This window comes from Stenotrophomonas sp. NPDC077461, assembly GCF_049545475.1.
Taxonomy (GTDB): Bacteria; Pseudomonadota; Gammaproteobacteria; order Xanthomonadales; family Xanthomonadaceae; genus Stenotrophomonas; species Stenotrophomonas nematodicola.
Map to the genome: position 1 here is coordinate 561,258 of NZ_JBMWDO010000001.1, position 26,232 is coordinate 587,489.

The 26,232-nt window shown below is 67.7% G+C and carries 19 protein-coding genes; 11 read left to right on the forward strand and 8 right to left on the reverse strand.

The window, feature by feature from the left end; all coding sequences use genetic code 11:
- The first annotated feature begins 123 nt into the window (after positions 1-123).
- Positions 124-1,380: an enoyl-ACP reductase FabV gene (gene fabV, locus ACPEH8_RS02725; protein WP_026070825.1), complete on the forward strand. Its 1,257-nt coding sequence runs from the start codon at positions 124-126 to the stop codon at positions 1,378-1,380.
- A gap of 249 nt (positions 1,381-1,629) precedes the next feature.
- Here the strand turns inward: fabV and ACPEH8_RS02730 are convergent, their stop codons facing one another.
- From ACPEH8_RS02730 to ACPEH8_RS02740, 3 genes are all read right to left on the reverse strand, one after another.
- Positions 1,630-3,699 (reverse strand): GGDEF/EAL domain-containing response regulator, encoded by a 2,070-nt coding sequence (locus ACPEH8_RS02730; protein WP_017356408.1) that lies wholly within the window; start codon positions 3,697-3,699, stop codon positions 1,630-1,632.
- 96 nt (positions 3,700-3,795) lie between these two features.
- Positions 3,796-4,980 (reverse strand): NAD(P)/FAD-dependent oxidoreductase, encoded by a 1,185-nt coding sequence (locus ACPEH8_RS02735; RefSeq protein WP_423665943.1) that lies wholly within the window; start codon positions 4,978-4,980, stop codon positions 3,796-3,798.
- The gene (locus ACPEH8_RS02740; protein ID WP_017356406.1) at positions 4,977-5,528 is read right to left on the reverse strand and encodes a YaeQ family protein; all 552 of its coding nucleotides are present in this window, start codon (positions 5,526-5,528) and stop codon (positions 4,977-4,979) included. The genes ACPEH8_RS02735 and ACPEH8_RS02740 overlap by 4 nt, the downstream gene beginning before the upstream one ends.
- A gap of 42 nt (positions 5,529-5,570) precedes the next feature.
- Here ACPEH8_RS02740 and ACPEH8_RS02745 point away from each other — a divergent pair, with 42 nt between their 5' ends.
- Positions 5,571-6,461, forward strand: coding sequence for a pseudouridine synthase (locus tag ACPEH8_RS02745; protein ID WP_017356405.1), 891 nt, complete (start codon positions 5,571-5,573; stop codon positions 6,459-6,461).
- A gap of 916 nt (positions 6,462-7,377) precedes the next feature.
- On the opposite strand, the gene ACPEH8_RS02750 is transcribed toward ACPEH8_RS02745, so the two are convergent.
- Positions 7,378-7,854 carry a YaiI/YqxD family protein gene (locus tag ACPEH8_RS02750; protein ID WP_136003791.1) on the reverse strand — a complete coding sequence of 159 codons (477 nt, stop codon included), beginning with the start codon at positions 7,852-7,854 and terminating at the stop codon, positions 7,378-7,380.
- Between the two features lie 300 nt (positions 7,855-8,154).
- Here ACPEH8_RS02750 and ACPEH8_RS02755 point away from each other — a divergent pair, with 300 nt between their 5' ends.
- From ACPEH8_RS02755 to ACPEH8_RS02770, 4 genes are all read left to right on the forward strand, one after another.
- Positions 8,155-8,364: a cold-shock protein gene (locus tag ACPEH8_RS02755; RefSeq protein WP_017356920.1), complete on the forward strand. Its 210-nt coding sequence runs from the start codon at positions 8,155-8,157 to the stop codon at positions 8,362-8,364.
- Positions 8,365-8,526: 162 nt separating this feature from the next.
- The gene (locus tag ACPEH8_RS02760) at positions 8,527-9,219 is read left to right on the forward strand and encodes a glutathione S-transferase family protein (RefSeq protein ID WP_017356919.1); all 693 of its coding nucleotides are present in this window, start codon (positions 8,527-8,529) and stop codon (positions 9,217-9,219) included.
- Between the two features lie 37 nt (positions 9,220-9,256).
- Positions 9,257-10,822, forward strand: a complete 1,566-nt coding sequence (locus ACPEH8_RS02765) for a protein adenylyltransferase SelO (RefSeq protein WP_423665945.1) — start codon at positions 9,257-9,259, stop codon at positions 10,820-10,822.
- Positions 10,823-10,924: 102 nt separating this feature from the next.
- Positions 10,925-11,461, forward strand: coding sequence for an adenine phosphoribosyltransferase (locus ACPEH8_RS02770; protein ID WP_423665947.1), 537 nt, complete (start codon positions 10,925-10,927; stop codon positions 11,459-11,461).
- 24 nt (positions 11,462-11,485) lie between these two features.
- Here the strand turns inward: ACPEH8_RS02770 and dbpA are convergent, their stop codons facing one another.
- Together dbpA and ACPEH8_RS02780 are read right to left on the reverse strand one after the other, a co-directional pair.
- Positions 11,486-12,862 carry an ATP-dependent RNA helicase DbpA gene (dbpA, locus tag ACPEH8_RS02775; protein WP_287251519.1) on the reverse strand — a complete coding sequence of 459 codons (1,377 nt, stop codon included), beginning with the start codon at positions 12,860-12,862 and terminating at the stop codon, positions 11,486-11,488.
- 199 nt (positions 12,863-13,061) lie between these two features.
- Positions 13,062-14,141, reverse strand: a complete 1,080-nt coding sequence (locus tag ACPEH8_RS02780; protein WP_423665949.1) for a YeiH family protein — start codon at positions 14,139-14,141, stop codon at positions 13,062-13,064.
- Positions 14,142-14,243: 102 nt separating this feature from the next.
- On the opposite strand from ACPEH8_RS02780, the gene ACPEH8_RS02785 reads away from it, so the two are divergent.
- Positions 14,244-15,158 carry a LysR family transcriptional regulator gene (locus ACPEH8_RS02785; protein ID WP_136003801.1) on the forward strand — a complete coding sequence of 305 codons (915 nt, stop codon included), beginning with the start codon at positions 14,244-14,246 and terminating at the stop codon, positions 15,156-15,158.
- A 23-nt stretch (positions 15,159-15,181) separates the two neighbouring features.
- Positions 15,182-17,065, forward strand: a complete 1,884-nt coding sequence (locus ACPEH8_RS02790) for an ATP-binding cassette domain-containing protein (RefSeq protein ID WP_312707382.1) — start codon at positions 15,182-15,184, stop codon at positions 17,063-17,065.
- Positions 17,066-17,380: 315 nt separating this feature from the next.
- On the opposite strand, the gene ACPEH8_RS02795 is transcribed toward ACPEH8_RS02790, so the two are convergent.
- Both ACPEH8_RS02795 and ACPEH8_RS02800 read right to left on the reverse strand, forming a co-directional pair.
- Positions 17,381-17,842, reverse strand: coding sequence for a c-type cytochrome (locus ACPEH8_RS02795; protein WP_017355583.1), 462 nt, complete (start codon positions 17,840-17,842; stop codon positions 17,381-17,383).
- Between the two features lie 8 nt (positions 17,843-17,850).
- Positions 17,851-18,246, reverse strand: a complete 396-nt coding sequence (locus tag ACPEH8_RS02800) for a c-type cytochrome (RefSeq protein WP_026070702.1) — start codon at positions 18,244-18,246, stop codon at positions 17,851-17,853.
- Positions 18,247-18,451: 205 nt separating this feature from the next.
- Here ACPEH8_RS02800 and ACPEH8_RS02805 point away from each other — a divergent pair, with 205 nt between their 5' ends.
- The 3 genes from ACPEH8_RS02805 to ACPEH8_RS02815 are packed head-to-tail and all read left to right on the forward strand — an operon-like array spanning position 18,452 to position 26,192.
- Positions 18,452-19,597: an efflux RND transporter periplasmic adaptor subunit gene (locus tag ACPEH8_RS02805; protein WP_017355585.1), complete on the forward strand. Its 1,146-nt coding sequence runs from the start codon at positions 18,452-18,454 to the stop codon at positions 19,595-19,597.
- Positions 19,594-23,103, forward strand: coding sequence for an efflux RND transporter permease subunit (locus ACPEH8_RS02810; RefSeq protein WP_262071311.1), 3,510 nt, complete (start codon positions 19,594-19,596; stop codon positions 23,101-23,103). The genes ACPEH8_RS02805 and ACPEH8_RS02810 overlap by 4 nt, the downstream gene beginning before the upstream one ends.
- Positions 23,100-26,192: an efflux RND transporter permease subunit gene (locus ACPEH8_RS02815; RefSeq protein WP_423665951.1), complete on the forward strand. Its 3,093-nt coding sequence runs from the start codon at positions 23,100-23,102 to the stop codon at positions 26,190-26,192. The genes ACPEH8_RS02810 and ACPEH8_RS02815 overlap by 4 nt, the downstream gene beginning before the upstream one ends.
- Positions 26,193-26,232 lie beyond the last annotated feature (40 nt).

Here is a 26,232-nt window from a genome sequence, read left to right on the forward strand (position 1 = left end):
CCGTCGGTTGTGCAACGCGCCCCCGCGCACTACGATCCCATGCGTTCCGCGCAGCCGTTCCGATGGCGCGCCGCCCTTTTCATCGCGCAGGCCGTGCCTGCGCCTGTTCCCATCGAGGTCTTCATGGTCATCAAACCGCGTGTGCGCGGCTTCATCTGCGTCACCACCCATCCGGTCGGCTGCGACGCCGCTGTCAAGCAGCAGATCGACTACATCCAGTCCAAGCCGAAGATCGTCAACGGCCCGAAGAAGGTGCTGGTGCTCGGCGCGTCCACCGGCTACGGCCTGGCTGCACGCATCACCGCCGCCTTCGGCAGCGATGCCGCCACCCTGGGTGTGTTCTTCGAGCGACCCGGCACCGACACCAAGCCCGGCACCGCTGGCTGGTACAACTCGGCCGCGTTCCACAAGTATGCCGGGCAGGCCGGTCTGTACGCCAAGAGCATCAACGGCGATGCGTTCTCCGACGAGGTCAAGGCCAAGGTCATTGAGCTGATCCGGCAGGACCTGGGCCAGGTCGACCAGGTCGTCTACAGCCTGGCCGCGCCGCGCCGCAAACACCCCAGGACGGGTGAAGTGATCAGCTCCACGCTCAAGCCGATCGGTGCGCCGATCACCCTGCGTGGTCTGGATACCGACAAGGAAGTCATCACCGAAACCACGATCGAACCGGCCACGCCGGAAGAGATCGCCGGTACCGTGGCCGTGATGGGTGGCGAAGACTGGCAGATGTGGATCGATGCGCTGCTGGAAGCCGGCGTGCTGGCCGAGGGTGCCACCACCACCGCGTTCACCTATGTGGGTGAGGAGATCACCCAGGCGATCTACTGGAACGGTTCCATCGGCGCAGCCAAGAAGGATCTGGACCAGAAGGTGCTGGGCCTGCGCGCGAAGCTGGAGACGATCGGCGGCGACGCGCGCGTGTCGGTGCTCAAGGCGGTGGTGACCCAGGCCAGCTCCGCGATCCCGACCATGCCGCTGTACCTGTCGCTGCTGTTCAAGGTGATGAAGGCCAAGGGCACCCACGAAGGCTGCATCGAGCAGCTCGATACGCTGTACGACATCCTCTACGGTGGCAAGGACACCGGCACCGCCACCGAGCGCCTGCGCCACCAGCTGCTTGCCGACGGACACCCGGTGGAGCTGGTCGATGAAGCCGGCCGCCTGCGCGCGGACTACAAGGAAATGGCGCCGGACGTGCAGGGTGAAGTGGTTGCGCTGTGGCCGCAGGTGACCAATGAAAACCTCTACGAGATCAGCGACCTGGCCGGCTACAAGGCCGATTTCCTGCGTCTGTTCGGTTTCGGCGTGGAAGGCGTGGACTATGAGGCGGACGTCGCCACCGACGTGGCCATCCCCAACCTGGTCGACATGACCTGATAGCGCACGCCGACCCTTGGTCGGCTGTGATGCGATACGACATGCCGCCTTCGGGCGGCATTGTCGTTGTCGGCGTTGCGTTGACGCACGCGTCTGCTTCTTCCGTGCGAGGCGGGCGGATACTCCCACTCTCGATGCTCACGTCGTCACGGCAGCCAACGGCAGCCTGGCCGTTTCATCTGCGGCCACCGCGGCACTGTGGAAGGCCCCCGCGCGCGGCCGACCCGCACTCCGGCGACAGCGCCCGCCTCAGGCGAAGTCGAAGTTCATCAATGGACCGGCAGGCCCCACGAACTCACCCTGCACGTAATCCACGCCGGCACTGAACAGCAGGCTCATCGAATTCGCATCGGCCACGAACTCGGCGATGGTTCGGATGTTGGCCGACTGCGCGCGGGCGGTGATTTCGCTGATCTTCTCGCTGTGCTCGCGCGTGCGTGCGAAATCGCTGGTGAAGTCGCGGTCCAGCTTCAGGAACTGCGGCTGGAAATGCGCCAGCAGCTGGAACGAATCCAAGCCCGAGCCAAACTGCTCCAGTCCGATCCGGCAGCCCAGCGGCGCCACCTCGGCCAGGAACTGCTGCGCATTGCGCAGGTGCGTGAACACCTTCGCTTCCGGCGCGTGCAGCCACAGCCGCTCGCCGGGTACCCCGTTGGCCAGCAGCTCGCGGCGCAGGGTGGCGATCATCTGCGGATCGTTGAACGATTCCGGTGTCACCTTCACCATCATGTGTGTTGGATGGCCGGCGCGTTCGCGCTCGCCCAGCACCCCGATCGCATGGGCCACCACCCAGCGGTTGATGTCGGCCAGCAGCCCGTGCTCCTCGGCGATACCCAGGAAGGCCGTCGGGCTCAGCAGCTCACCGTTGTTCTCCAGGCGCAGGTAGGCCTCGTACAGCTCCAGCGCCTCGCCCTGCAGGTTCAGCACCGGCTGGTAGTGCAGCTGGAACCCGTCGCCGGCCAGGGCTTCACGGATACGCGCCACCCAGCGCTGGATGCGTTCTTCCTCGACCCGGTCGACTGCGGCGGGGTCGAAGATGCGCGTGGTGTTGCCCAGCTCCGACGCTGCGTGCGTGCACTCGGTTGCCCGCGCGAGCACCTGGCCGATGCTGGCAATCTTCTCGCCGACCTGTACCCCGCCGATGCTCACCGTCACCGTGGCCGAGCGGTCGCCGATGCTGAACACCTTGGCGGCGTAAGCCTCGCGGATCTGGTCGGCCAGCGCCACGGTGTGCGCGTAGGGGCCCTCGGTCAGCACGGCGAAGCTGTGCTCGCCGAAGCGCGCCAGGCGCGCGTCATCGCCGACGGTGTCGGCCAGCACCTGGCCCAGCGCGCCGATCAGCACATCGGCCGAATCCAGGCCGATGTCCGGCAGCAGGCGCGCGTAGTGGTCCGGCTCGATCAGCAGCAGGCCAAACTGGCCTTCGCTGCGACCGGCCTGGGCCACCGCATTCTCCACGTGCAGCATGAACGTCGGGCGGTTGAGCAGGCCCGTCACCTGGTCGCGCTGGCGCAGGTCCTCGACCTCGCGGGCCAGCTCCGGGTCGAACTCCATGCGGCGGCGGAACACCACCTGCAGGCACGACTCGCCCTCATAGCTGGCCTGGGTGAACTCCATCGTCGCCGGAAACACGGCGCCGTCCTGGTTGCGCGCGTCCACCTGGTACTGCGGCGGCGGCGCGTCGCCCCTGCTCAGCGACTTGAGCAGCTGTTTGAAGCCGTCCACGTGCTGCGGCGCCACCATGTCCAGCAGCGAGATGCCTTCCACGTCGTCGAACGCCTCGTAGCCGAACATCTCCAGATAGGCTTCGTTGGCGCGGATGTGCATGCCTTCGTGGATGTAGGCGATGGGATCGCGCGAGGACGAGATCAGCGCGTCGCAGCGTCGCTCGGTCTCACGCATCTGCGCCTCGATCCGGCGCAGCCCGCGGCGCGCCTGCAGGTCGGTCCACTCGTTGCGGACCACTGCCAGCAGGTGCTCGGGGCGGTGGCGCAACGCGATGGCCCGGATGCCGTTGGCACCGGCTTCCACCCATTCGTTCTCGTCCAGGCGTTCGGCCAGCAGGATCATCGGGATGTCCTTGCCGCTCGCCGCGATCTGCTGGGTTACCTGCAGGAGCGGAATGCTCTGTCCAGGGGCGGCCAGGATCAGGTCGATCGGCTGGCTGCCCAGCACCTGCGCCAGCTCCTCGCTGTTCTGCGGGCGCGCCGGGCGCACCGCGATGCCGCTGTTGCGCAACGTGCTGACGATGGTCTCAGCGTTCTCCCCGCTGTCGTCCACGATCAGCAGGCGGACGGTCATGTCATTCGCGTTCTGCATTCACTACTCCCCAGACTGCAAACTTGATACACGATGCGTGGGATTACGTCCATGCTGACGGCGGTACTCGCGGTACCCGATCACGGAATCGTCGGCCTAGACCACCTGGCCGGCGGCATGGCCGCAGGCCCACGCCCATTGGAAGTTGTATCCGCCCAGCCAGCCGGTCACGTCCAGCACTTCGCCAATGAAGTGCAGGCCCGGCACCAGCTGCGATTCGAATGTGCTGGAGGACACCTTGCGCGTGTCCACCCCGCCCAGGGTGACCTCGGCGGTCCGATAGCCCTCCGTGCCGCTGGCCACCAGCGGGAAGTCCTTCAGCAGGGCGGCCGCCTCGCGCAGCTGGCGCTCGTCGATCTGGCGCACCGGACGGTCCGGCAGCCAGTGCTCGCACAGACGCAGTGCCAGCCGGCGTGGCACCACCTCCGACAGCACGGTGCGCAGCTCGGCGGCGCCGCGGTCGCGCTTCATGTCGCGCAGCCAGGTCTCGGCATCGCGGTCGGGCAGCAGGTCCAGGCGCAGGTCGTCGCCGGGCTGCCAGAACGAGGAGATCTGCAGGATCGCCGGGCCGCTGACGCCGCGGTGGGTGATCAGCATGGAATTGCGGAACGCGACGTCGCCGCAGCGCGCTGCGACCGGCAGGGCGACCCCGCTCAGGTCGTGGAAGCGTTCCTGATGCGTGCCACTCAGGGTCAACGGCACCAGGCCGGCGCGCGTGGGCAGCACGGTGTGGCCGAACTGGCGGGCCAGCTCGTAACCGAAACCGGTGGCGCCCAGGCTGGGGATCGACAGGCCGCCGGTCGCCACCACCAGCGATGCGGCGTGGAAATGGCCCTGCGCGGTGTGGACGTGGAAGCCGTCGGCGCCGCGCTCCACCTTGTCCACGCCGCAGTCAGTGCGGATCTGCACGCCTGCCGCCTGGCACTCCTCCACCAGCATGCGCACGATCTGCTTGGACGAGACGTCGCAGAACAGCTGGCCCAGTTCCTTTTCGTGATAGGCGATGCCGTGGCGTTCGACCATCTCGATGAAGTCGCCGGGCGTATAGCGTGCCAGCGCGGACTTGCAGAAATGCGGGTTGGCCGACAGGAAGTTGGCCGGGGTGGTGCCGGTGTTGGTGAAGTTGCAGCGCCCGCCACCGGACATCAGGATCTTCTTGCCGACCTTGTTGGCATGGTCGATCACCTGCACGATGCGACCGCGCTGGCCCGCCGTGAGCGCGCACATCAGCCCGGCCGCACCGGCCCCGATGACCAGCACGTCGCAGCGGATCACGCTCATGCCTGCGGTTTGCGCTTGCGCCAGACCGGCGTCACGGCCAGTTGCGCCTTGTCCGAGAGCAGCTGCACCTCGCCGTCCTGGATCAGCACGTCCCAGCGCATGGTGCGCTCGACCTGTGCACCCCATTCGGCGACGAAGTCGGCCGGCAGATCCATCACCTCCAGCACTGACAGCTTGTTGGCCGCTGCGGCGTTGCGCTCCCACCAGATATCGGTGGCGCGCCCGCCGTAGGTGATCAGCTGCACCGCGCGAGAACGGCCGGCGGCCTTGCGCAGGCGCGATTCGTCCGGCTGGCCCAGTTCGATCCACAGCTCGATGTCGCCGGTGTAATCGCGGCGCCACAGATCCGGCTCGTCGTCCACGCTCAGCCCGCGGCCGAATTCCAGGCGGTCATCGGCATTCAGGGCGAAGGCCAGCAGCCGCACCATCAGGCGGTCGTCGGTCTCCGACGGGTGCTGGGCCAGGGTGAGCGTGTGGGTAGCGTAGTAGCCACGATCCATGTCGCTGATCTGGAGTTCGGCCTTGCGGATGGTGGCGGTGAGGGCCATGGGGGTACCGTAAACAAAGAGCGCCATGATAATGCGTGGGCCATGACCCCGTCCGATCCCGTTTCCGCCGATGTTGCCGCCAGCCGCCTGCAGTTGCCCCCGGGCGATTGGGGCTGCCTGCTCGACGGGCTGTGCGCGCGCTTCCCGCGCATCGACCGCGCCCAGTGGGTTGACCGTTTCGCGCGTGGACGGGTGCTCGATGTGCAGGGCAGGGCGCTGGCGGCGGAGCAGCCCTGGCAGGTCGGTCTGGAGATCCGTTACTTCCGTGAGGTGGAGGATGAACCGGCGATCCCGTTCGTCGAGTCGATCCTGCATCAGGACGACGACCTGCTGGTGGCCGACAAGCCGCATTTCCTGCCGGTCACGCCGGCCGGCGGGCACGTTCGCGAGACGCTGCTGGCGCGGCTGGTGGCGCGTACGGGCAATCCGCACCTGGTGCCATTGCACCGCCTGGACCGGCTGACGGCGGGGCTGGTGCTGTTCTCGACCCGCCCGGCCACGCGCGATGCCTACCAGCGGCTGTTCCGCGAGCGTCGTATCGACAAGACCTACCAGGCCCTGGCCCCGGCCCTGCCGGCGTTGCAGTTCCCGCTGGAGCGGCACAGCCGGCTGGTGCCGGGCGAGCCATTCTTCCGCATGGCCGAAGCGGCTGGCGTGCCCAACGCACGCACCCGGATCGAGGTGATCGACGCCGGCGGCCCGGTGTGGCGCTATCGGCTGGACCCCGAATCCGGGCGCAAGCATCAGTTGCGCGTGCACATGGCCGCACTGGGAGCCCCGATTCTCGGCGACGACCTGTACCCGGTGCTGCGCACAGAGGGGCAGCGGGATCCCGGTGAACCGCTGCAGCTCCTCGCCCAGGCGCTGGCGTTCGTCGACCCCCTCAGCGGTCAACGCCGCAGCTTCACCAGCGGCCGCCAGCTGATCGTGTAGCGCCCGGCTGGCGCGCGCAGCGCGGGCGTTGCGGTGGCGGACCGGAGAGCAGCCGGGCAGAGCCCGGCTCTACGGTGAGGCATTGGGAGCAGACGTAGAGCCGGGCTCTGCCCGGCTGGCTGGCGCGCGCAGCGCGGGCGTTGCGGCGACGGACCGGAGAGCAGCCGGGCAGAGCCCGGCGCAACGGTGAAGCGTTGGGAGCAGACGTAGAGCCGGGCTCTGCCCGGCTATCGCGCGCAGCGCGGGCGTTGCGGTGGCGGATCGAGAGCAGCCGGGCAGAGCCCGGCGCAACGGTGAGGCATTGGGAGCGGACGTAGAGCCGGGCTCTGCCCGGCTATCGCGCGCAGCGCGGGCGTTGCGGCGACGGACCGGAGAGCAGCCGCGCAGAGCCCGGCTCAACGGTGAGGCGTTGGGAGCAGACGTAGAGCCGGGCTCTGCCCGGCTGGCTGGCGCGCGCAGCGCGGGCGTTGCGGCGACGGACCGGAGAGCAGCCGGGCAGAGCCCGGCGCAACGGTGAGGCATTGGGAGCGGACGTAGAGCCGGGCTCTGCCCGGCTATCGCGCGCAGCGCGGGCGTTGCGGCGACGGACCGGAGAGCAGCCGGGCAGAGCCCGGCGCAACGGTGAGGCGTTGGGAGCAGACGTAGAGCCGGGCTCTGCCCGGCTGGCTGGCGCGCGCAGCGCGGGCGTTGCGGTGGCGGATCGGAGAGCAGCCGGGCAGAGCCCGGCGCAACGGTGAAGCGTTGGGAGCAGACGTAGAGCCGGGCTCTGCCCGGCTGGCTGGCGCGCGCAGCGCGGGCGTTGCGGTGGAGGATCGGAGAGCAGCCGGGCAGAGCCCGGCGCAACGGTGAAGCGTTGGGAGCAGACGTACAGCCGGGCTCTGCCCGGCTGGCGCGCGCAGCGCGGCCCGCAATAGAGTCAGCTTCCTGAACGATGGGCGAGCCAGCGGTCCAGCGCTGCGGCGAAGCGCTGGCGATCGCGCGCGTCCAGCGGGGGTGGGCCGCCGGTCTGGATACCGGCGCCGCGCAGCTCCTCCATGAAATTGCGCATGGACAGCCGCTCGGCCATGTTGTCCGGGGTGTACAGCTGCCCCCGCGGATTCAGGGCCACGCCGCCCTTTTCCAGTACCAGCGCGGCGAGCGGGATGTCCTGGGTAACCACCAGGTCGCCGGCTGCCATGCGCTCTACGATCACGTTGTCGGCCACATCCAGCCCCGGCGGGACCTGGATGGCGGTGATGCAGCGCGAGGGCGGGGTGCGCAGCCACTGGTTGGCGACCAGTGTCAGCGGAATCCTGACGCGTTCAGCCGCGCGGAAAAGGATCTCCTTGATCACGCCAGGACAGGCATCGGCATCCACCCAGATGCGGGAAACGGCAGAACTTGAATCGGGCATTTGGCTGATCTTAAGGTAGGAAAAGTCTGAATGGGGACTCAGATTTCGTGTAGAATTGGTCAATCCCTTGTCCTGTCAGGCGGGACGGGGGGATGGCTGAATAAATCAGCTATCGCTTTTTCGGTAAAACACGAGTATCGTCCCCCACACTGTGTTTGCTAGGGTCACCGTGAATCGTGGCCTGGTGCAGTTGATCTCACGATCTGCTCATCGATCCGCTTTACCAACGCCTGCAACTCAGTCTCGGCTCCGATATCCGGCGGCCGCGATTATTTCAACTTTTGTTTCAGGAGTTAGTACATGTCTGATCGTCAGCAGGGCACCGTGAAGTGGTTCAACGACGCCAAGGGCTTCGGCTTCATCACCCCGGAAAGCGGCCCGGACCTCTTCGTCCACTTCCGCGCCATCCAGGGCACCGGCTTCAAGTCGCTGCAGGAAGGCCAGAAGGTCACCTTCGTCGCCGTCCAGGGCCAGAAGGGTATGCAGGCTGACCAGGTGCAGGCGGTCTAATCGACCCCTGCTACCGTAAGGTCGCCATGAACGCCGGAAGCGAAAGCTTCCGGCGTTTTTTATTGTCTTCTCCACGGCGCGGTGTACGCGACGGCGCACGCTCGTGACGTCACCGCGGCAGGCGCGCGGTTACGATGCGGGTTTGAACGCGCGGAACGATCGATGATCAAAGTGCACCATCTGGACCACTCGCGCTCGCAGCGCGTGCTGTGGATGCTTGAAGAGCTGGGCCTGCCATACCAGGTCGTGACCTATCAGCGCGATCGGAAGACCTGGCTGGCGCCGCAGGCGCTGCGCGATGTCCATCCGTTGGGTAAATCGCCGGTGCTGCAGGACGACGCGCTGGTCCTGGCCGAATCCGGTGCGATCCTGGAGTACCTGGCCGACCGCTACGACAGCGCCCGCCAGTTGTCCCCCGAACTGCTGCCTGCACAGGCCCCCGAGCGCATCCGCTATCGCTACTGGATGCACTACGCCGAGGGCTCGGCGATGCCGCCGCTGCTGCTCAGCCTGGTGTTCGCGCGGGTGCGCAAGGCGCCGATGCCGTTCTTCGCGCGACCGATCGCCCGCGGCATCGCCGACAAGGTGATGAAGGGATTCGTCGGTCCACAGCTGACCCTGCACCTGGACTGGATGGAGCGTGAGCTGGGCAGTGCGCCGTGGTTTGCCGGCGAGCGATTCACCGCCGCCGACATCCAGATGAGCTTCCCGATCCAGGCCGCCGCCTCGCGTGCGGGCAGCATGGCGGCCTACCCGAAACTGCGCAGCTTCCTGCAGCGCATCGAGCAGCGCCCGGCGTACCAGCGTGCGGTGGAGCGTGGGGGGGCGCTGGACCTCGGCGCCGGCGCCGGTTGAGCTTGCGGGGGGGCGCCTGTGCCCCCATCTGCTGGTCATGAGCACTGAGCCGCTGCGTTTCGACAACCGTTTCATCCGTGATCTGCCCGGCGACGAGGAGACTGGCCCGCGGGTGCGCGAGGTGCGCGGCGCGGCCTGGTCGTCGGTGCTGCCGACGCCGGTGACGGCACCGCGCCTGTTGGCGTATGCGGAGGAGGTCGCCGCGCTGCTGGGCATCGGTGCCGAGCTGCTGGACAGCGCGGATTTCCCGCGCGTGTTTGGCGGCAATGCGCTGTATGCCGGGATGCAGCCGTGGGCAGCCAACTACGGTGGCCATCAGTTCGGACATTGGGCCGGCCAGCTCGGCGACGGCCGTGCGATCTCGCTGGGCGAACTGATCGCACCCGACGGCGCGCGCTGGGAGCTGCAGCTCAAGGGGGCCGGACGCACCCCGTATTCGCGCGGTGCCGATGGGCGCGCGGTGCTTCGCTCGTCCATCCGCGAATTCCTGTGCAGCGAGGCGATGCACCATCTCGGCGTGCCGACCACACGCGCTCTGAGCCTGGTGGGCAGTGGCGACGCCGTAGTGCGCGACATGTTCTACGACGGTCATCCGGCGCCCGAACCGGGTGCGATCGTCTGCCGGGTGGCCCCCTCGTTCATGCGATTCGGAACCTTCGAACTGCCGGCCTCGCGCGGCGATACCGCGTTGCTGCGGCAGCTGGCCGATGTGTGCATCGCCCGCGATTTCCCGGCGCTGGCCGATGCCGGCGCCGCGCGTTACGCGGCATGGTTCACCCAGGTCTGCGAGCGCACGGCGAGGATGGTGGCGCACTGGATGCGGGTGGGCTTCGTGCACGGGGTAATGAACACCGACAACATGTCCATCCTGGGGCTGACCATCGACTATGGCCCGTACGGCTGGGTCGAGGATTACGATCCCGACTGGACCCCCAACACCACCGACGCACAGGGCCGGCGCTACCGCTTCGGCACCCAGCCGCAGGTGGCGTACTGGAACCTGACCCGCCTGGCGCAGGCGCTGTCGCCGCTGTTTGACGACGTCGCGCCATTGCATGCAGGGCTGGCCCGGTTCCAGGACGTGCATGCGCAGTGCGAGCGCGACGACATTGCCGCCAAATTGGGTCTGGACCAGTGTCACGACGACGACGTGGCGATGATGGCCGCGTGGCTGCAGATCCTGCAGGACGGCGGGATGGACATGACGCTGGCGTTCCGCGGCCTGATCGGGCTGGACCCGCAGGCGCCGTCGGTGGACGTTCTGGAGGATGCGTTCTACAGCGCCGAACGCCGCACGGCGGTGCTTCCGGCGCTGCAGGCATGGCTGCAGCAGTACGCCGCGCGGCTGCGCGCCGACCCGCTGGACCGCGCGGCGCGCGAGCAGGCGATGGCGCGCGCCAATCCGCTCTATGTGCTGCGCAACTGGCTGGCGCAGGAGGCGATCGAGCAGGCGGAGCAGGGCGACCTCAGCGGCGTGCACACGCTGCTGGAGGTGCTGCGGCATCCGTACGACGTCCAGCCGGGGCGCGCGCACTATGCGGGCAAGCGCCCCGAGTGGGCGCGCGACAAGGCGGGCTGTTCGATGCTCTCCTGCAGTTCCTGACGCCCCCTGCAACGCTGGGTCCCACCGGCGGCGGAGGCAGGTGAGCGGCCCGGTGGGCGGGTCGGGTTACCCTATGCCGCCCACCTGCTTTACCCGATCCCCATGACCGATTCTCCCACCACGCCCGCCTGGGCCGGCCGCCTGCGCGATATCGCCGATTTCCCCAAGCCCGGCATCCTGTTCAAGGACATCATGCCGCTGCTGGCCAACGGCGAGGATTTCGCTTCGGCCGTCGATGCAATGGTCGCCCCCTGGCGCGACGCGCGCCTGGCGGCGGTGATGGGCATCGAATCACGTGGTTTCATCCTGGGCGCGGCGATGGCGCGGGTGCTGGGCGTGGGCTTCGTGCCGGTGCGCAAGCCGGGCAAGCTGCCCGGCCGGACGTTGAAACAGGACTACACGCTGGAATACCGCACCGACAGCATCGAGGTGCATGCCGACGCGCTGCCGGCCGGTGCGCGGGTGCTGGTGGTCGACGACGTGCTTGCCACGGGAGGCACGCTGCTGGCGGCGTTGTCGCTCGCGCAGCAGTTGCAGGTCGAGGTGGTCGGTGCAGCGGTGCTGGTCGAACTGGCCGGACTCGGCGGCCGCGAGCGTTGGACCAGCAACGTGCCGCTGCTGGCCAACCTGGTCTACTGACCCCGTCCCGCGGCGGCCGCTCCCTTACATCTTCCGCACGCGGAAGCGACGGCCCTTGATTTTGCCCGCTTCCAGCCGTGCGATCGCACGGCCGACGTGCTCGCGCGCGATGGCCACGTACGACCGCGTCGCGTAGATGTCGATCTTGCCGATCACCTTGGCGGACAGCCCGGCCTCGCCGGTCAGCGCGCCGAGGATGTCGCCGGGGCGCAGCTTGTCGGTCTTGCCGCCGTCGATCCGCAGCGTCTCCATCGCCGCCTGCGGCAGTACGGCCGGACGCGCGGTCGCCAGCGGGGTTTTCTGCCAGTCCAGCGGCGCGCCCTGTGCCGCTTCCAGCGCGTCGGCGCGGTTGCGCTCGCGGCCGGTGACCAGGCTGATCGCCAGGCCGGTGGCACCGGCACGACCGGTGCGGCCGACGCGGTGTTCGTAGGTTTCGATATCGGTCGGCAGCTCGTAGTTGATCACCGCCGCCAGGTCCTGCACGTCCAGTCCGCGCGCGGCCACGTCGCTGGCCACCAGTACGTTGCAGCTGCGGTTGGCGAAGCGCACCAGCACTTCATCGCGGTCGCGCTGTTCCATCTCGCCGTGCAGGGGCAGGGCGGAGAACCCGAACTGCTGCAGCGACAGCGCCACCTCGTCGACGTCGCGCCGGGTATTGCAGAACACCACCGTCGACTCGGGCGTGTACTTGAGCAGCAGGCCCGCCAGCGCCTTCTGCTTCATCGCCAGCTCGGTCTCGCAGAACAGGTGGCGGATCGCGGGCGCATGGTCGGCGCCTTCCACGGTCACTTCGATCGGGTCACGCAGCAGCACACGGGCGATCTCGCGGATCTCGTCGGGGAAGGTGGCCGAGAACAGCAGCGTCTGGCGATCCTTGCTGGTGCGCCCGGCGATCTCGCGGATGGGCTCCTCGAAGCCCATGTCGAGCATGCGGTCGGCTTCGTCCAGCACCAGCGTCTTGACTCCGCCCAGATGCAGGGCGCGCTTGCGCCCCAGTTCCTGGATGCGGCCCGGCGTGCCCACCACCACATGTGGATCGTGGGCCTCCAGCGAGGCCAGCTGCGGGCCCAGCGGCATGCCGCCGGTCAGCACCACCAGCTTGAGATTGGGAATGCCGGTGGCCAGCTTGCGGATCTGCTTGCCGACCTGGTCGGCGAGCTCGCGGGTCGGGCACAGCACCAGCGCCTGTGCGCGGATCACGGCCGGGTCCAGTGCCTGCAGCAGGCCAAGGCCGAAGGCGGCAGTCTTGCCGCTGCCGGTGGGCGCCTGGGCGATTACGTCACGACGGTCGAGGATGGCCGGCAGGCTCTGCGCCTGCACGGGGGTCAGGCGGGTATAGCCCAGCGCGTCGATGCCCGCCGCCAGCGAGGCCGACAGGGGCAGTTCGGAGAATTCATTCATGGCACATTCTACCCGGTGCGCCAGCCACCGGGCGTGTGCCGGCAGGCTTGAGGCCGGATCGTGCGCCCGCAGTCCCTCCCCGGCTTCCTCCCGTGCACCGTAGCGGTCCGGCACCCGGCGGTACGGGACAGCAGGCGGCGACGATCAACAACGGCAATGCGTTCACGGTCCATCTGCGCAGAGGGCATGGGGACGGTGCTCACCCCAGCAGTGCGTGCACGCCCAGGTTGATGCCCAGCCCGCCGGCCAGCAGCCAGGCAAACAGCAGCAGGGCGAGCAGCAGCGGTTTCATGCCGGCCTGACGCAGGGCCGACACATGGGTGGTCAGGCCCAGCGCGGCCATCGCCATCGCCAGCAGGACGGTGTCCACCTGGATGGCCAGCGCCACCAGCCCGGCTGGCAGCAGCTGCAGCGAGTTGAGCCCGGCCACCGCGACGAAGCCGAAGGCAAACCACGGCACCACGATCTTCGCCGGTGCCGCGCCCGGTCGGACGCCCTGCCTGCGGGCCAGCAGCAGCGACAGCGCGACAAGGAACGGGGCCAGCATCATCACCCGCACCATCTTGGCAATGACCGCCGTGTCCGCGGCTCCCTCGCTGACCGCGCGCCCGGCGGCGACCACCTGGGCCACCTCATGCACGGTCGAACCGGTGAACACGCCGTACAGCGTTTCGCTCATCAGCACCCAGGCATGGGCCAGGTTGAGCTGGTACAGCGCCGGGTACAGGAACATGGCCGCGGTGCCAAACACCACCACGGTCGATACCGCGACGGTGACCTGCTCCGCTCGCCCGCGCACCACCGGTTCGGCGGCCATCACTGCGGCTGCGCCGCAGATCGAGCTGCCCGCGCCGATCAGCAGTGCAGTACCCCGGTCAATGCCGAACCAGCGGGTACCGGCCAACCAGGCCAGCGCGAAGGTGCTGGTCAACACCAGCGCATCGACCAGCACCCCGGCCACGCCGACCTGGCCGATATCCTGGAAGGTCAGGCGCAGCCCGTACAGCACGATCCCGGCGCGCAGCAGCCATTGCTTGGAAAAGCCCACCCCGGTCGCGGCCGGCGCTGACAGAGGGGGGTACACGGTATTGCCCAGCGCGATGCCGAGCACGATCGCCAGGGTCAGCGCGCTGATGCCATGCGCCTGCAGCCACGGCAGGGTGGCCAGACCGATCGCCGCGGCGGCCACTGCGGCGGTCAGCAGCAGGCCGGGCACGCGGCTGCGCCAGCGCTGGGCGGCAGTGGTGGTGGCGGGCAGGGGAGCGGTGGACGCGTTCACGGCAGTCTCCAGGGGTGTTGGGTGATAGCCTGCGCCGGCCACATGAACCTGTAAAACGCATTGTTCATGTCATTTCAACCCACTATATGGGTTAATTGGCCCATGCATCTGACACTGCGCCAATGGCAGGTTTTCGTCGGCGTGGCCGACGCCGGCACCACGGCGGCGGCCGGGCTGCAGGTGGCGTTGTCGCAGTCGGCCACCAGCGCGGCCCTCAATGAGCTGGAGGGGCAGTTGGCGGCGCCGCTGTTCGACCGGATCGGCCGGCGCCTGGTGCTCAACGCGCACGGCCGCGCGCTGCTGGACCCGGCCCGTGCGCTGCTGGTGGCCGCCGCCGACCTGGAGCAGCTGGCCGGCGTGGGCCGGGCGGGGGCGGCCGGGCCGTTGCCCCTGCAGCTGCGGATCGGCGCCAGCACCACCATCGGCAATTACCTGTTGCCACAGCGGGTGGCGGCGCTGCTGGCGGCCAATCCGCAGGCGGAGGTGGACCTGCGGATCGGCAACAGCGCCGAGGTGGTCGCTGCCGTGCAGCGGCTGGACGTGGACCTCGGCGTGATCGAAGGGCCCTGCCACGAAAGCGGCCTGCAGGTGCTGCCGTGGCAGCGCGACGCGCTGGTGATCGTGGCAGGTGGCAACGCCGACCTGCCCTTGCACGTGGACCTGCCGACCCTGGCGGCAGCGCGCTGGCTGCTGCGCGAACCCGGCTCGGGCACGCGCGAGGCGGTCGAGCAGGCCCTGCTGCCGCACCTGCACCACTTCGGCCGGGCGATGCAGCTGGGCAGCACCGAGGCGATCAAGCAGGCCGCTGCCGCCGGGTTGGGACTGGCCTGCCTGTCGCGCCACGCCGTGGCCGATCTTGTGGCGTTGGGCACGCTGCGCATCCTGGACACGCCGCTGCCGCCGCTGTCGCGTCAGTTGTGGGTGGTGCGCCACCCGGGCAGGCGCGTACCGCCGCCGTTGGGCGACCTGTTGGCACTGCCCCCGGAGGCGTTCGCGCACGGGTCAGCGACGCGGTAGCCGCCAGCCCGTACAATGGTCGGATGCCTCTGATTACTCTGCAAAACGTCGACTTCAGCGTCGGCGGCCCGCTGTTGCTGGAAAAAGCCGAACTGTCGATCGAGCCGGGCGAGCGTATTGCCCTGATCGGCCGCAACGGCGCCGGCAAATCGACCCTGCTCAAGCTGCTGTCCGGCGACCACAAGCCCGATGACGGCGAAATCCGCGTGCAGCAGGGGGTGCGCATCACCCGCTTGGAGCAGGAAGTGCCGCACGGCGCGGCCGGCAGCGTGTTCGACGTGGTCGCCGATGGCCTGGGTGAGCTGGGCCAGTGGCTGGCCGAGTTCCACCACCTCAGCCACGCCGACGAATTCGACGGCGATGCGCTGTCGGATGTGCAGGCAAAGATCGACGCGGCCAACGGCTGGGGCCTGGACCAGCGCGTCAGCGAAACCCTGACCAAGCTGGATCTGGATGGCGAGGCCGAGTTCGCGCGCCTGTCCGGTGGCATGAAGCGCCGCGTGCTGCTCGGCCGTGCGCTGGTGTCTTCGCCGGATCTGCTGCTGCTCGACGAACCGACCAACCACCTGGACATCGAAGCCATCGACTGGCTGGAAATGTTCCTCAAGAACTGGAATGGCAGCGTGGTGTTCGTCACCCACGACCGTCGCTTCCTGCGTGCACTGGCCACCCGCATCGTCGAGATCGACCGCGGCCAGGTCACCAGCTGGCCGGGCGACTGGGCCAACTACGAGCGCCGTCGCGAAGAACGCCTCAACGCGCAGGCGCAGGAAAACGCGCGCTTCGACAAGCTGCTGGCCCAGGAAGAAGTCTGGATCCGCCAGGGCATCAAGGCGCGACGGACCCGTGACGAAGGGCGCGTGCGCCGGCTCAAGGCGATGCGCAACGAACGCTCGCAGCGGCGTGAACTCGGCGGCAACGTCCGCATGGAAGCAGCGCAGGCGGAGAATTCCGGCAAGAAGGTCATCGACGTCAAGGACATCTCGTTCGCCTTTGGCGAGCGCACGATGGTCAAGGATTTCAGCACCGTCATCCTGCGTGGCGACCGGATCGGCCTGATCGGCCCCAACGGCAGCGGCAAGACCACGTTGCTCAAGCTGCTGCTGGGCGACCTGCAGCCGCAGAGCGGCGAAGTGCGCGCCGGCACCAACCTGCAGATCGCCTACTTCGACCAGTACCGCTCGGTGCTGCGTGAGGACTGGACCGCGATCGAGAACGTGGCCGAAGGCCAGGACTTCATCGAGGTCAACGGCAAGCGCAAACATGTGCACGCCTACCTCCAGGATTTCCTGTTCACCCCCGAACGCGCGCGTGCGCCGATCACCCGTCTGTCCGGTGGCGAGCGCAACCGCCTGCTGCTGGCCAAGCTGTTCGCGCAGCCGTCCAACCTGCTGGTGATGGACGAGCCGACCAACGACCTGGACGTGGAAACCCTGGAGCTGCTCGAAGAGCTGCTCGGCGACTACGCTGGCACGCTGCTGCTGGTCAGCCATGACCGTGACTTCCTCGACAACGTGGTGACGTCCACGATGGTGATGGAAGGCGACGGCGTGGTGGGCGAGTACGTCGGAGGCTACAGCGACTGGCAGCGCCAGGCCGCACGCATGGCCGCCGCCGCAGCGGCGGTCCCGGTGGCGGCAGCCAAGCCGGCCGTGACGGCCGCGGCCCCCGCCGAAGCGGCGGCGCCCAAGCGCAAGCTCAGCTACAAGGACGCGCGCGAGCTGGAACAGTTGCCGTTGAAGATCGAGGCCCTGGAGAAGGACGTCGAAGGCCTTACCGCCGCGATGAACGACCCGGCCTTCTACCAGCGCAGCGCCGCCGACATGGCCGCGCACACCCAGAAACTCGGCAAGGTCCAGGCCGAGCTGGATGCGGCGTACGCGCGGTGGGAAGAACTGGACGCATGACCGGACGCGCGCATCAGGTGTCCACACACAGCCCCGTAGAGCCGGGTTCTACCCGGCCTGCGTCAGGCATGCACGACAACAGCAGCCCCGTAGAGCCGGGTTCTACCCGGCTTGCCTCAGGCGTGCACGACAACAGCAGCCGCGTAGAGCCGGGTTCTACCCGGCTTGCTTCAGGCGCTTTGCCCCCGAACGAAGAGCAGCCGGGTAGAACCCGGCTCTACGCTGTTGCTTCAGGCGCTTTGCCCCCGAACGAAGAGCAGCCGGGTAGAACCCGGCTCTACGCTGTTGCGTCAGGCGAACGGTCGCGCCGCGCGGTCACTTCAACCCGTGCAGGTCCCGCAGCTGGCTGGGTCGCGAGCCGAAGTATGCCGCCAGGTCGGCGATGTCCTGGTCGCTGAGGTCGGCTGCCTGCGGGGTCATCAACGCGTGCTGGCGGTCGCCGGCGCGGTAGGCCTGCAGGGCATGGGCAAGGTAATCCCCGTACTGCCCACCCAGTTTCGGGTAGGTCGGGTCGATCGGCTGGTTGCCGTCGGCACCGTGGCAGTCGATGCAGCTCTGCTGGGTGGCCTTGCCCTTGACCTGGGCCCGCGCTTCGCCGGCGGCGATGCGACCGGCCGGCAGGCCGGCGGAGGAGCCCGATCCGTGTTCACCACTGGCATGGCCGGGATCGGCGGCGGAATCTGCACTGTTTTCCACCTGCGACTGCGAACAGGCAGCCAGCAGCAGGGCAACGGACAGGGCGATGGCGTAACGCTTGAACGGCGCGGCTTTCGTCATGAGCGTGCTTATTTGGCGGTGGACAGGTAAACAGCGAGATCGGCGATCTCCTGTTCGCTGAAACTCATGGACTGCGCCTGCATCGTCGGATGCCTGCGCTTGCCCTGGCGGTATTCGCTCAGCGCCTGGCTGAGGTACTGCTGGGTCTGGCCGCCGATCTTGGGTACCCGGTAGCTGGGATAGGCGTTCTTGTAGCCGGTGATGCCGTGGCACCCCTGGCAGGTGTAGGCGAGCACGCGGCCATTGTCGTAGCGGCCGGTGAGGGCCGCAGGCGTGGCCGGCGCGGCGGTCGGTGCGGGTGCGGCAGGTACGGCGGGTACGGCGGGAGCAGTAGCGGCCTGTGCGGCGGCCCCGAGGGGCAGGAGGACGGCCAGAAGACAAGCGGCGAGCGGCTGCGGGCGCATGATGTCCTTTCCGTTGTACGGGTCTGGTCGTTCCGGCGTGGGGTACGGAACTGGCACGAGTATAGCCTGCGTTTTCATCTAGCTGAAACCGGGGTGCCCGAGGGGGCGGCCCAAGGTCACCATGACCTTTGGGATATGGTGTGATCGTGACGTGGTGCATTACTTTGCTACCACACCTGCCCACGCATCCCCCAGGGACACGACGATGTCGCGAATTACTCTTCTGCACGGCCGCACCGGAACCTGCGCCGCTGCACTGCTGATCACCACTTCCCTGTTGCTGAGCGCCTGTGGCGCCGGCGGTGGTTCGACCGAGGCCCAGGCTGCCGAGAAGGACCCCAAGGCCGCCAAGGCGGTCGAGGCGGTTCCAGTGGAAGCGGTCGCCGCAACCCGTCGAGCGGTCGCTGCCAGCTATACCGGTACCGCGGCGCTCGAGCCGCGCGCCGAATCGCAGGTGGTCGCCAAAACGTCCGGCGTAGCGCTGGCGGTGCTGGTGGAAGAAGGGCAGCCGGTGCGCGCTGGCCAGCCGCTGGTGCGCCTGGATCCGGACCGCGCCCGCCTGGCCGTGGCCCAGAGCGAAGCGCAGATGCACAAACTGGAGAACAGCTACCAGCGCGCCCAGAAGCTGGTTGGCCAGCAGATGGTCAGCGCCGCCGACGTCGACCAGTTGCGGTTCGATCTGGAAAACGCCCGTGCGCAATACCGCCTGGCGGCGCTCGAGCTGTCCTACACGACGGTGGTGGCGCCGATCTCCGGGGTGATCGCCTCGCGCTCGATCAAGACCGGCAATTTCGTCCAGATCAATACGCCGATCTTCCGCATCGTCGACAACTCGCGCCTGGAGGCCACGCTCAACGTGCCTGAGCGCGAGCTGGCAACCCTGCGCCCCGGCCAGCCGGTGACGCTGGTGGCCGACGCGCTGCCCGGCAAATCCTTCCCCGGCACCGTTGACCGCATTGCGCCGGTGGTGGATTCCGGCAGCGGCACCTTCCGCGTGGTCAGCGGCTTCGGCGAAGACGCGGCGGGATTGCAGCCGGGCATGTTCGGCCGCATCCGCATCGACTACGACCAGCGCACCGATGCACTGGTGATTCCGCGCCTGGCGCTGCTTGACGACGGCGAGCCGGCGGTGTTCCGCGTGCAGGCCGGCAAGGTCACGCGTGTACCGGTCACGCTGGGCTATGCCGAAGGCCCGTGGGTGGAAATCCGCGCGGGGCTGGAGGCGGGCGACCAGGTGGTCACTGCGGGCAAGGTGGCGCTGCGCGACGGCACTGCCGTGCAGGTGATCGGTACCAAGGCGGCAACGGTGGCCAAGGCGGCACCTGCCGCCAAGGCGGAGAACCGTCAATGACGTCGGCCGGCAACGACCACGGCAACGACCCGCACGCGGGCGATCGCCCGGGTGCCCACGGCGGCGGCCTGGTGGAGTTCGCCACCCGCCGCCGCGTCACCATCGCGATGTTCACCGTCACGCTGCTGCTGTTCGGCTTCATCGCGCTGGGCAATCTCAAGGTCAACCTGCTGCCCGACCTGAGCTATCCCACACTGACCGTGCGCACCGAATACACCGGTGCGGCACCGGCGGAAATCGAAACGCTGATCACCGAGCCGGTGGAAGAAGCCGTCGGCGTGGTCAAGAGCCTGCGCAAGCTCAAGTCGGTCTCGCGTACCGGCCAGAGCGATGTGGTGCTGGAGTTCGCCTGGGGCACCAACATGGACCAGGCCAGCCTGGAGGTGCGCGACAAGATGGAGGCGCTGAACCTGCCACTGGAAGCGAAAGCACCGGTGCTGCTGCGCTTCAATCCCTCCACCGCGCCGATCATGCGCCTGGTGATTGCGGCCAAGAGCGATCCGGCCACCGATGCCGACGCGATGCGCCAGCTCACCGAGCTGCGCCGCTACGCTGATGAAGACCTGAAGAAGAAGCTGGAACCGGTCACCGGCGTGGCGGCGGTGAAGGTAGGCGGTGGCCTGGAGGACGAGATCCAGGTCGACATCGACCAGCAGAAGCTGGCCCAGCTCAACCTGCCCATCGACAACGTCATCAAGCGCCTCAAAGAAGAGAACATCAACATCTCCGGCGGGCGCCTGGAAGAGGGCTCGCAGCGCTATCTGGTGCGCACCGTCAACCAGTTCGCCGACCTGGAGGACATCCGCAACCTGCTGGTGACCACCCAGAGCAGCAACGGCAACGCCGCCGACGCGGCCATGCAGCAGATGTTCGCCATCGCGGCGTCGACCGGCTCGGACGCGGCCATCGCCGCCGCCTCCGCCGCGCAGAGCGCATCCAGTTCCAGCTCCACCAACATCGCCAACGGCGTGCCGGTGCGCCTGAAGGACGTCGCGAGCGTTCGCCAGGGCTTCAAGGAACGCGAGGCGATCATCCGCCTGGGCGGTCGCGAGGCGGTGGAGCTGGCGATCTACAAGGAAGGTGACGCCAATACCGTGGCCACTGCCGAAGCGCTGCGCAAGCGCCTGGAGCAGATCAAGGACCAGATTCCCGGCGACGCACAGCTGACCGTCATCGAGGACCAGTCGCGCTTCATCGAGCATGCGATCAGCGACGTCAAGAAGGACGCGGTGATCGGCGGCATCCTGGCCATCCTGATCATCTTCATGTTCCTGCGCGATGGCTGGAGCACGTTCGTGATCAGCCTGTCGTTGCCGGTGTCGATCATCACGACGTTCTTCTTCATGGGCCAGTTGGGCCTGAGCCTGAACGTCATGTCACTCGGCGGCCTGGCGCTGGCAACGGGCCTGGTGGTGGACGATTCCATCGTGGTGCTGGAGAGCATCGCCAAGGCGCGCGAGCGTGGCCTGGGCATCCTCGAGGCGGCCATTGCCGGCACCCGCGAAGTGAGCATGGCGGTGGTGGCCTCGACCCTGACCACCATTGCGGTATTCCTGCCGCTGGTGTTCGTCGACGGGATCGCCGGCCAGCTGTTCCGCGATCAAGCGCTGACCGTGGCGATCGCCATCGCGATCTCGCTGCTGGTGTCGATGACCCTGATTCCGATGTTGAGCTCGCTCAAGGGGCGTCCGCCGCTGGCCTTCCCGGCCGAGCCGGCGCACGCCACGTGGCAGCCGGAGAGTCGCTGGCTGAAGCCGGTGGCAGGCGGCCGTCGCGGTATCGGCACGCTGGCGCGCTGGAGCTTCTTCGGCGTGGCGTGGGCCGTGGTCCGCGTCTGGCGCCTGCTGGTCGCCGTGATCGGCCCGGTGATGCGCAAGGCCAGCGATGTGGCGATGAAGCCCTACGCCGGCGCCGAGCGCGGCTATCTGCGGTTGCTGCCCAACGCCCTGCAGCATCCGGGCAAGGTGCTCGGCCTGGCCGCGATCGCCTTCCTGGCGACCCTCGCGCTGGTGCCGATGCTCGGTGCCGACCTGATCCCGCAACTGGCCCAGGACCGCTTCGAGATGACCGCCAAGCTGCCGGCCGGCACGCCGCTCAAACAGACCGATGCGCTGGTCCGCGAGGTACAGCTGGCACACGCCGGGGATGACAGCATCGCGTCGCTGTACGGCGTCAGCGGCAGCGGTACGCGCCTGGATGCCAGCCCGACCGAGAGCGGCGAAAACATCGGCAAGCTGACCGTGGTGATGGCGGGGGGAGGCGATGCGCGTACTGAAGCGGCGATCACCGAACGCCTGCGCGACACCATGAAGCAGCACCCCGGCGTGCAGGTCGATTTCGCGCGTCCCGCACTGTTCAGCTTCTCCACGCCGCTGGAAGTGGAGCTGCGCGGCCAGGACATGGCCACGCTGGAGCGTGCCGGCCAGGCACTGGCGGCAATGCTGCGCAACAACCCGCACTACGCCGACGTGAAGTCCACGGTCGAGGAAGGGTTCCCGGAAATCCAGATCCGCTTCGACCAGGAACGCGCCGGCGCACTGGGCCTGACCACGCGCCAGATCGCCGACGTGGTGGTCAAGAAAGTGCGTGGCGACGTTGCCACCCGCTACAGTTTCCGCGACCGCAAGATCGATGTACTGGTCCGCGCGCAGGAAGGCGACCGCGCCAGCGTGGACAGCATCCGTCGCCTGATCGTCAACCCGGGCAGCAGCCGCCCGGTCACGCTGGACGCGGTGGCCGAGGTGGTCGCCACCAACGGTCCCAGCGAGATCCATCGCGCCGATCAGACCCGCGTGGCGGTGGTGTCGGCCAATCTGCGCGACATCGACCTCGGCGGTGCGGTGCGTGAAGTACAGGCAATGGTCGCCGCGCAGCCGGTCGGTGCCGGTGTGGGCATGCACATCGGCGGGCAGGGCGAAGAGCTGGCCAATTCCGCGCGCTCGCTGATCTTCGCCTTCGGCCTGGCCATCTTCCTGGTCTACCTGGTGATGGCCTCGCAGTTCGAATCGCTGCTGCATCCGTTTGTCATCCTGTTCACCATCCCGCTGGCGCTGGTCGGTGCGATCCTGGCACTGATGCTCACCGGCAAGCCGATCTCGGTGGTGGTGTTCATTGGTCTCATCCTGCTGGTGGGTCTGGTGACCAAGAACGCGATCATCCTGATCGACAAGGTCAACCAGCTGCGCGAAGCCGGCGTGCCCAAGCAGGAGGCCCTGGTCGAGGGCGCCCGTTCGCGCCTGCGCCCGATCATCATGACCACCCTGTGCACGTTGTTCGGCTTCCTGCCGCTGGCCGTGGCGATGGGCGAGGGTGCCGAGGTGCGCGCACCGATGGCCATCACCGTGATCGGCGGCCTGCTGGTGTCCACCCTGCTGACTCTGGTGGTGATTCCGGTCGTATACGACCTGCTCGACCGTCGCGGCGATGCCTACTACCGCGAACGCGGCCGCCACCTCACGCGGGCACCGCGCGGCCATGCCGCCGGCAGCGCACAGGAGCCGGCATGAGCGTCGCCGAGTTCTCCATCCGTCGTCCCATCACCACCATCATGTGTTTCGTGTCGTTGGCGGTGGTGGGGCTGATCGCCTCGTTCCGGTTGCCGCTGGAGGCACTGCCGGACATCTCCGCCCCGTTCCTGTTCGTCCAGGTGCCTTACACCGGTTCCACCCCGGAAGAGGTGGAGCGCAACATCATCCGCCCGACCGAAGAAGCGCTGGCGACGATGACCGGAATCAAGCGCATGCGCTCCTCGGCCACCTCCGAGGGCGCGAGCATCTTCATCGAGTTCACCGACTGGGATCGCGACATCGCCATCGCGGCCTCCGATGCGCGCGAGCGGATCGACGCGATCCGCACCGACCTGCCGGACGACCTGCAACGCTACAACGTGTTCAAGTGGTCCAGCAGCGACGACCCGGTGTTGAAGGTGCGCCTGGCCAGTACCTCGGACCTGACCGGCGCGTACGACATGCTCGACCGCGAGTTCAAGCGGCGTCTGGAACGCATTCCCGGCGTCGCCCGCGTCAATATTTCCGGCGCGCCCCCCAATGAAGTCGAGATCGCGATCAGTCCCGACCGTCTGACCGCGCACAACCTGAGCATCAACGACCTCAGCGACCGCCTGCGCACGCTGAACTTCTCGATCTCGGCCGGGCAGATCGACGACAACGGCCAGCGCGTGCGCATCCAACCGGTCGGCGAGATCACCGACCTGCAGGAACTGCGCGATCTGGTGATCGACACCAAGGGCCTGCGCCTGGGTGACATCGCCGAGGTACGCCTGAAGCCGACACGGATGAACTTTGGCCGACGACTGGATGGCAATCCCGCCATCGGCCTGGATATCTACAAGGAGCGCAGCGCCAACCTGGTGGAAGTGTCGCGTGCGGCGTTGGCCGAAGTGGAAGCGATCCGCAGCCAGTCATCGATGCGCGATGTGCAGGTCAAGGTGATCGACAACCAGGGCAAGATGGTCACCTCCTCGCTGCTGGAGCTGGCCGAGGCCGGTGCGGTGGGCCTGCTGCTGTCGGTGACGGTGCTGTTCTTCTTCCTGCGCCACTGGCCCTCCACGCTGATGGTCACCCTGGCCATTCCGATCTGTTTCGTGATCACCCTGGGCTTCATGTACTTCGCGGGGGTCACCCTCAACATCCTCACCATGATGGGACTGCTGCTGGCAGTGGGCATGCTGGTGGACAATGCCGTGGTCGTGGTGGAAAGCATCTACCAGGAACGCGAGCGCATGCCCGACCAGCCGGTGCTTGCCTCGATCATCGGCACCCGCAACGTGGCCATCGCGCTGAGCGCCGGCACCTTGTGCCACTGCATCGTGTTCGTGCCGAACCTGTTCGGCGAAACCAACAACATCAGCATCTTCATGGCGCAGATCGCGATCACCATCTCGGTGTCGCTGCTGGCCTCGTGGCTGGTCGCCGTCAGCCTGATCCCGATGCTGTCGGCGCGCATGAAGACGCCCAAGCTGGTGCATTCGGAGACCGGCGTGATCGCACGCCTGCAGCGACGCTATGCGCGCATCCTGCAGTGGACGCTGGAGCACCGCGGCTGGAGCGTGTTCGGCATCTTCCTGGTGGTGCTGATCAGCCTGGTGCCGATGAAACTCACCAAGATCGACATGTTCGGCGGCGAAGGCGGCAAGGACATCTTCATCGGGTACAACTGGAAGGGCGCCTACACCTACGTCCAGATGTCCGAGGAAGTGGCGCGGGTGGAGCGCTACCTCGACGAGAACCGCGAGAAGCTCTACATCACCCAGGTGTACTCCTGGTACAGCGAGCAGGAAGGCAGCAGCACCACGGTGACCTTCGATACCGAACATGCCGACAACCTGCCTGCGGTGCAGGAACTGCTGCGCAAGGGCCTGCCGCGTTCAGCGCGTGCGGATTACGTCGTCGGCAACCAGGGCGGCGATGGCGGCGGTGGCGGCAATCAGTCGGTGCAGGTGCAGCTGGTGGGTGATTCGACCAAGATGCTCCAGGAGATCGGCGAGGAAGTGCTGCCCCTGCTGGCCCAGCGCACAGAGCTGCGCGATGTGCGCATCGACAACGGCGAAAAGGGCAGCGAACTGGCCATCCATGTTGACCGCGAGCGTGCGGCCGCCTTCGGCTTCAATGCCGAGCAGGTGGCGAGCTTTGTCGGCTTGGCGCTGCGCGGCGCCCCCATGCGCGAGTTCCGTCGCGGCGATACCGAAGTGCCGGTGTGGGTGCGCTTTGCCGGTGCCGAGCAGAGCAGTCCCGAAGACCTGGCCAGCTTCACTGTTCGTACCGGTGACGGCCGCTCGGTGCCGCTGCTGAGCCTGGTCGATGTGACGGTCAAGCCGACCGCGACCCAGATCGGCCGCACCAACCGCCAGACCACGCTGACCATCAAGGCGAACCTTGCCGAGAAGGTCACGGTGCCCGAAGGGCGCAAGGCGATGGAGGAGGTGCTCAAGCCCATGAGCTTCCCGGCCGGCTACACCTTCACCTTCGATGGCGGCGACTACGGTGACGACAACGAGGCGATGCAGCAGATGATGTTCAACCTGCTGATCGCACTGGTGATGATCTACGTGGTGATGGCGGCGGTGTTCGAGTCGCTGCTGTTCCCGGCGGCGATCATGAGCGGCGTGCTGTTCTCGATCTTCGGTGTGTTCTGGCTGTTCTGGTTGACCGGCACCTCGTTCGGAATCATGTCCTTCATCGGCATCCTGGTTCTGATGGGCGTGGTGGTGAACAACGGCATTGTGATGATCGAGCACATCAACAACCTGCGCCGGCGCGGGGCAGGGCGCACGCTGGCGCTGGTGGAGGGCTCGCGTGAGCGCCTGCGACCGATCATGATGACGATGGGTACGGCGATTCTGGCCATGATTCCGATCTCGCTGACCGACACGCAGCTGCTCGGCAACGGCCCGCCGTACTACCCGATGGCACGTGCCATTGCCGGTGGACTGGCGTTCTCCACGGTGGTCAGCCTGCTGTTCCTGCCGACCATCTACGCGATCCTGGACGACCTGAGCAGCGCGGTTGCAAGCCTCGTGCGGCGGGCGAGGGGATTGCCGCCGAAGGGCAGCGATGCGGTGATCGAAGCGGCGTGATGCCACGGGGTGCCGGCCGTTGGCCGGCCCCCCGAAAAAC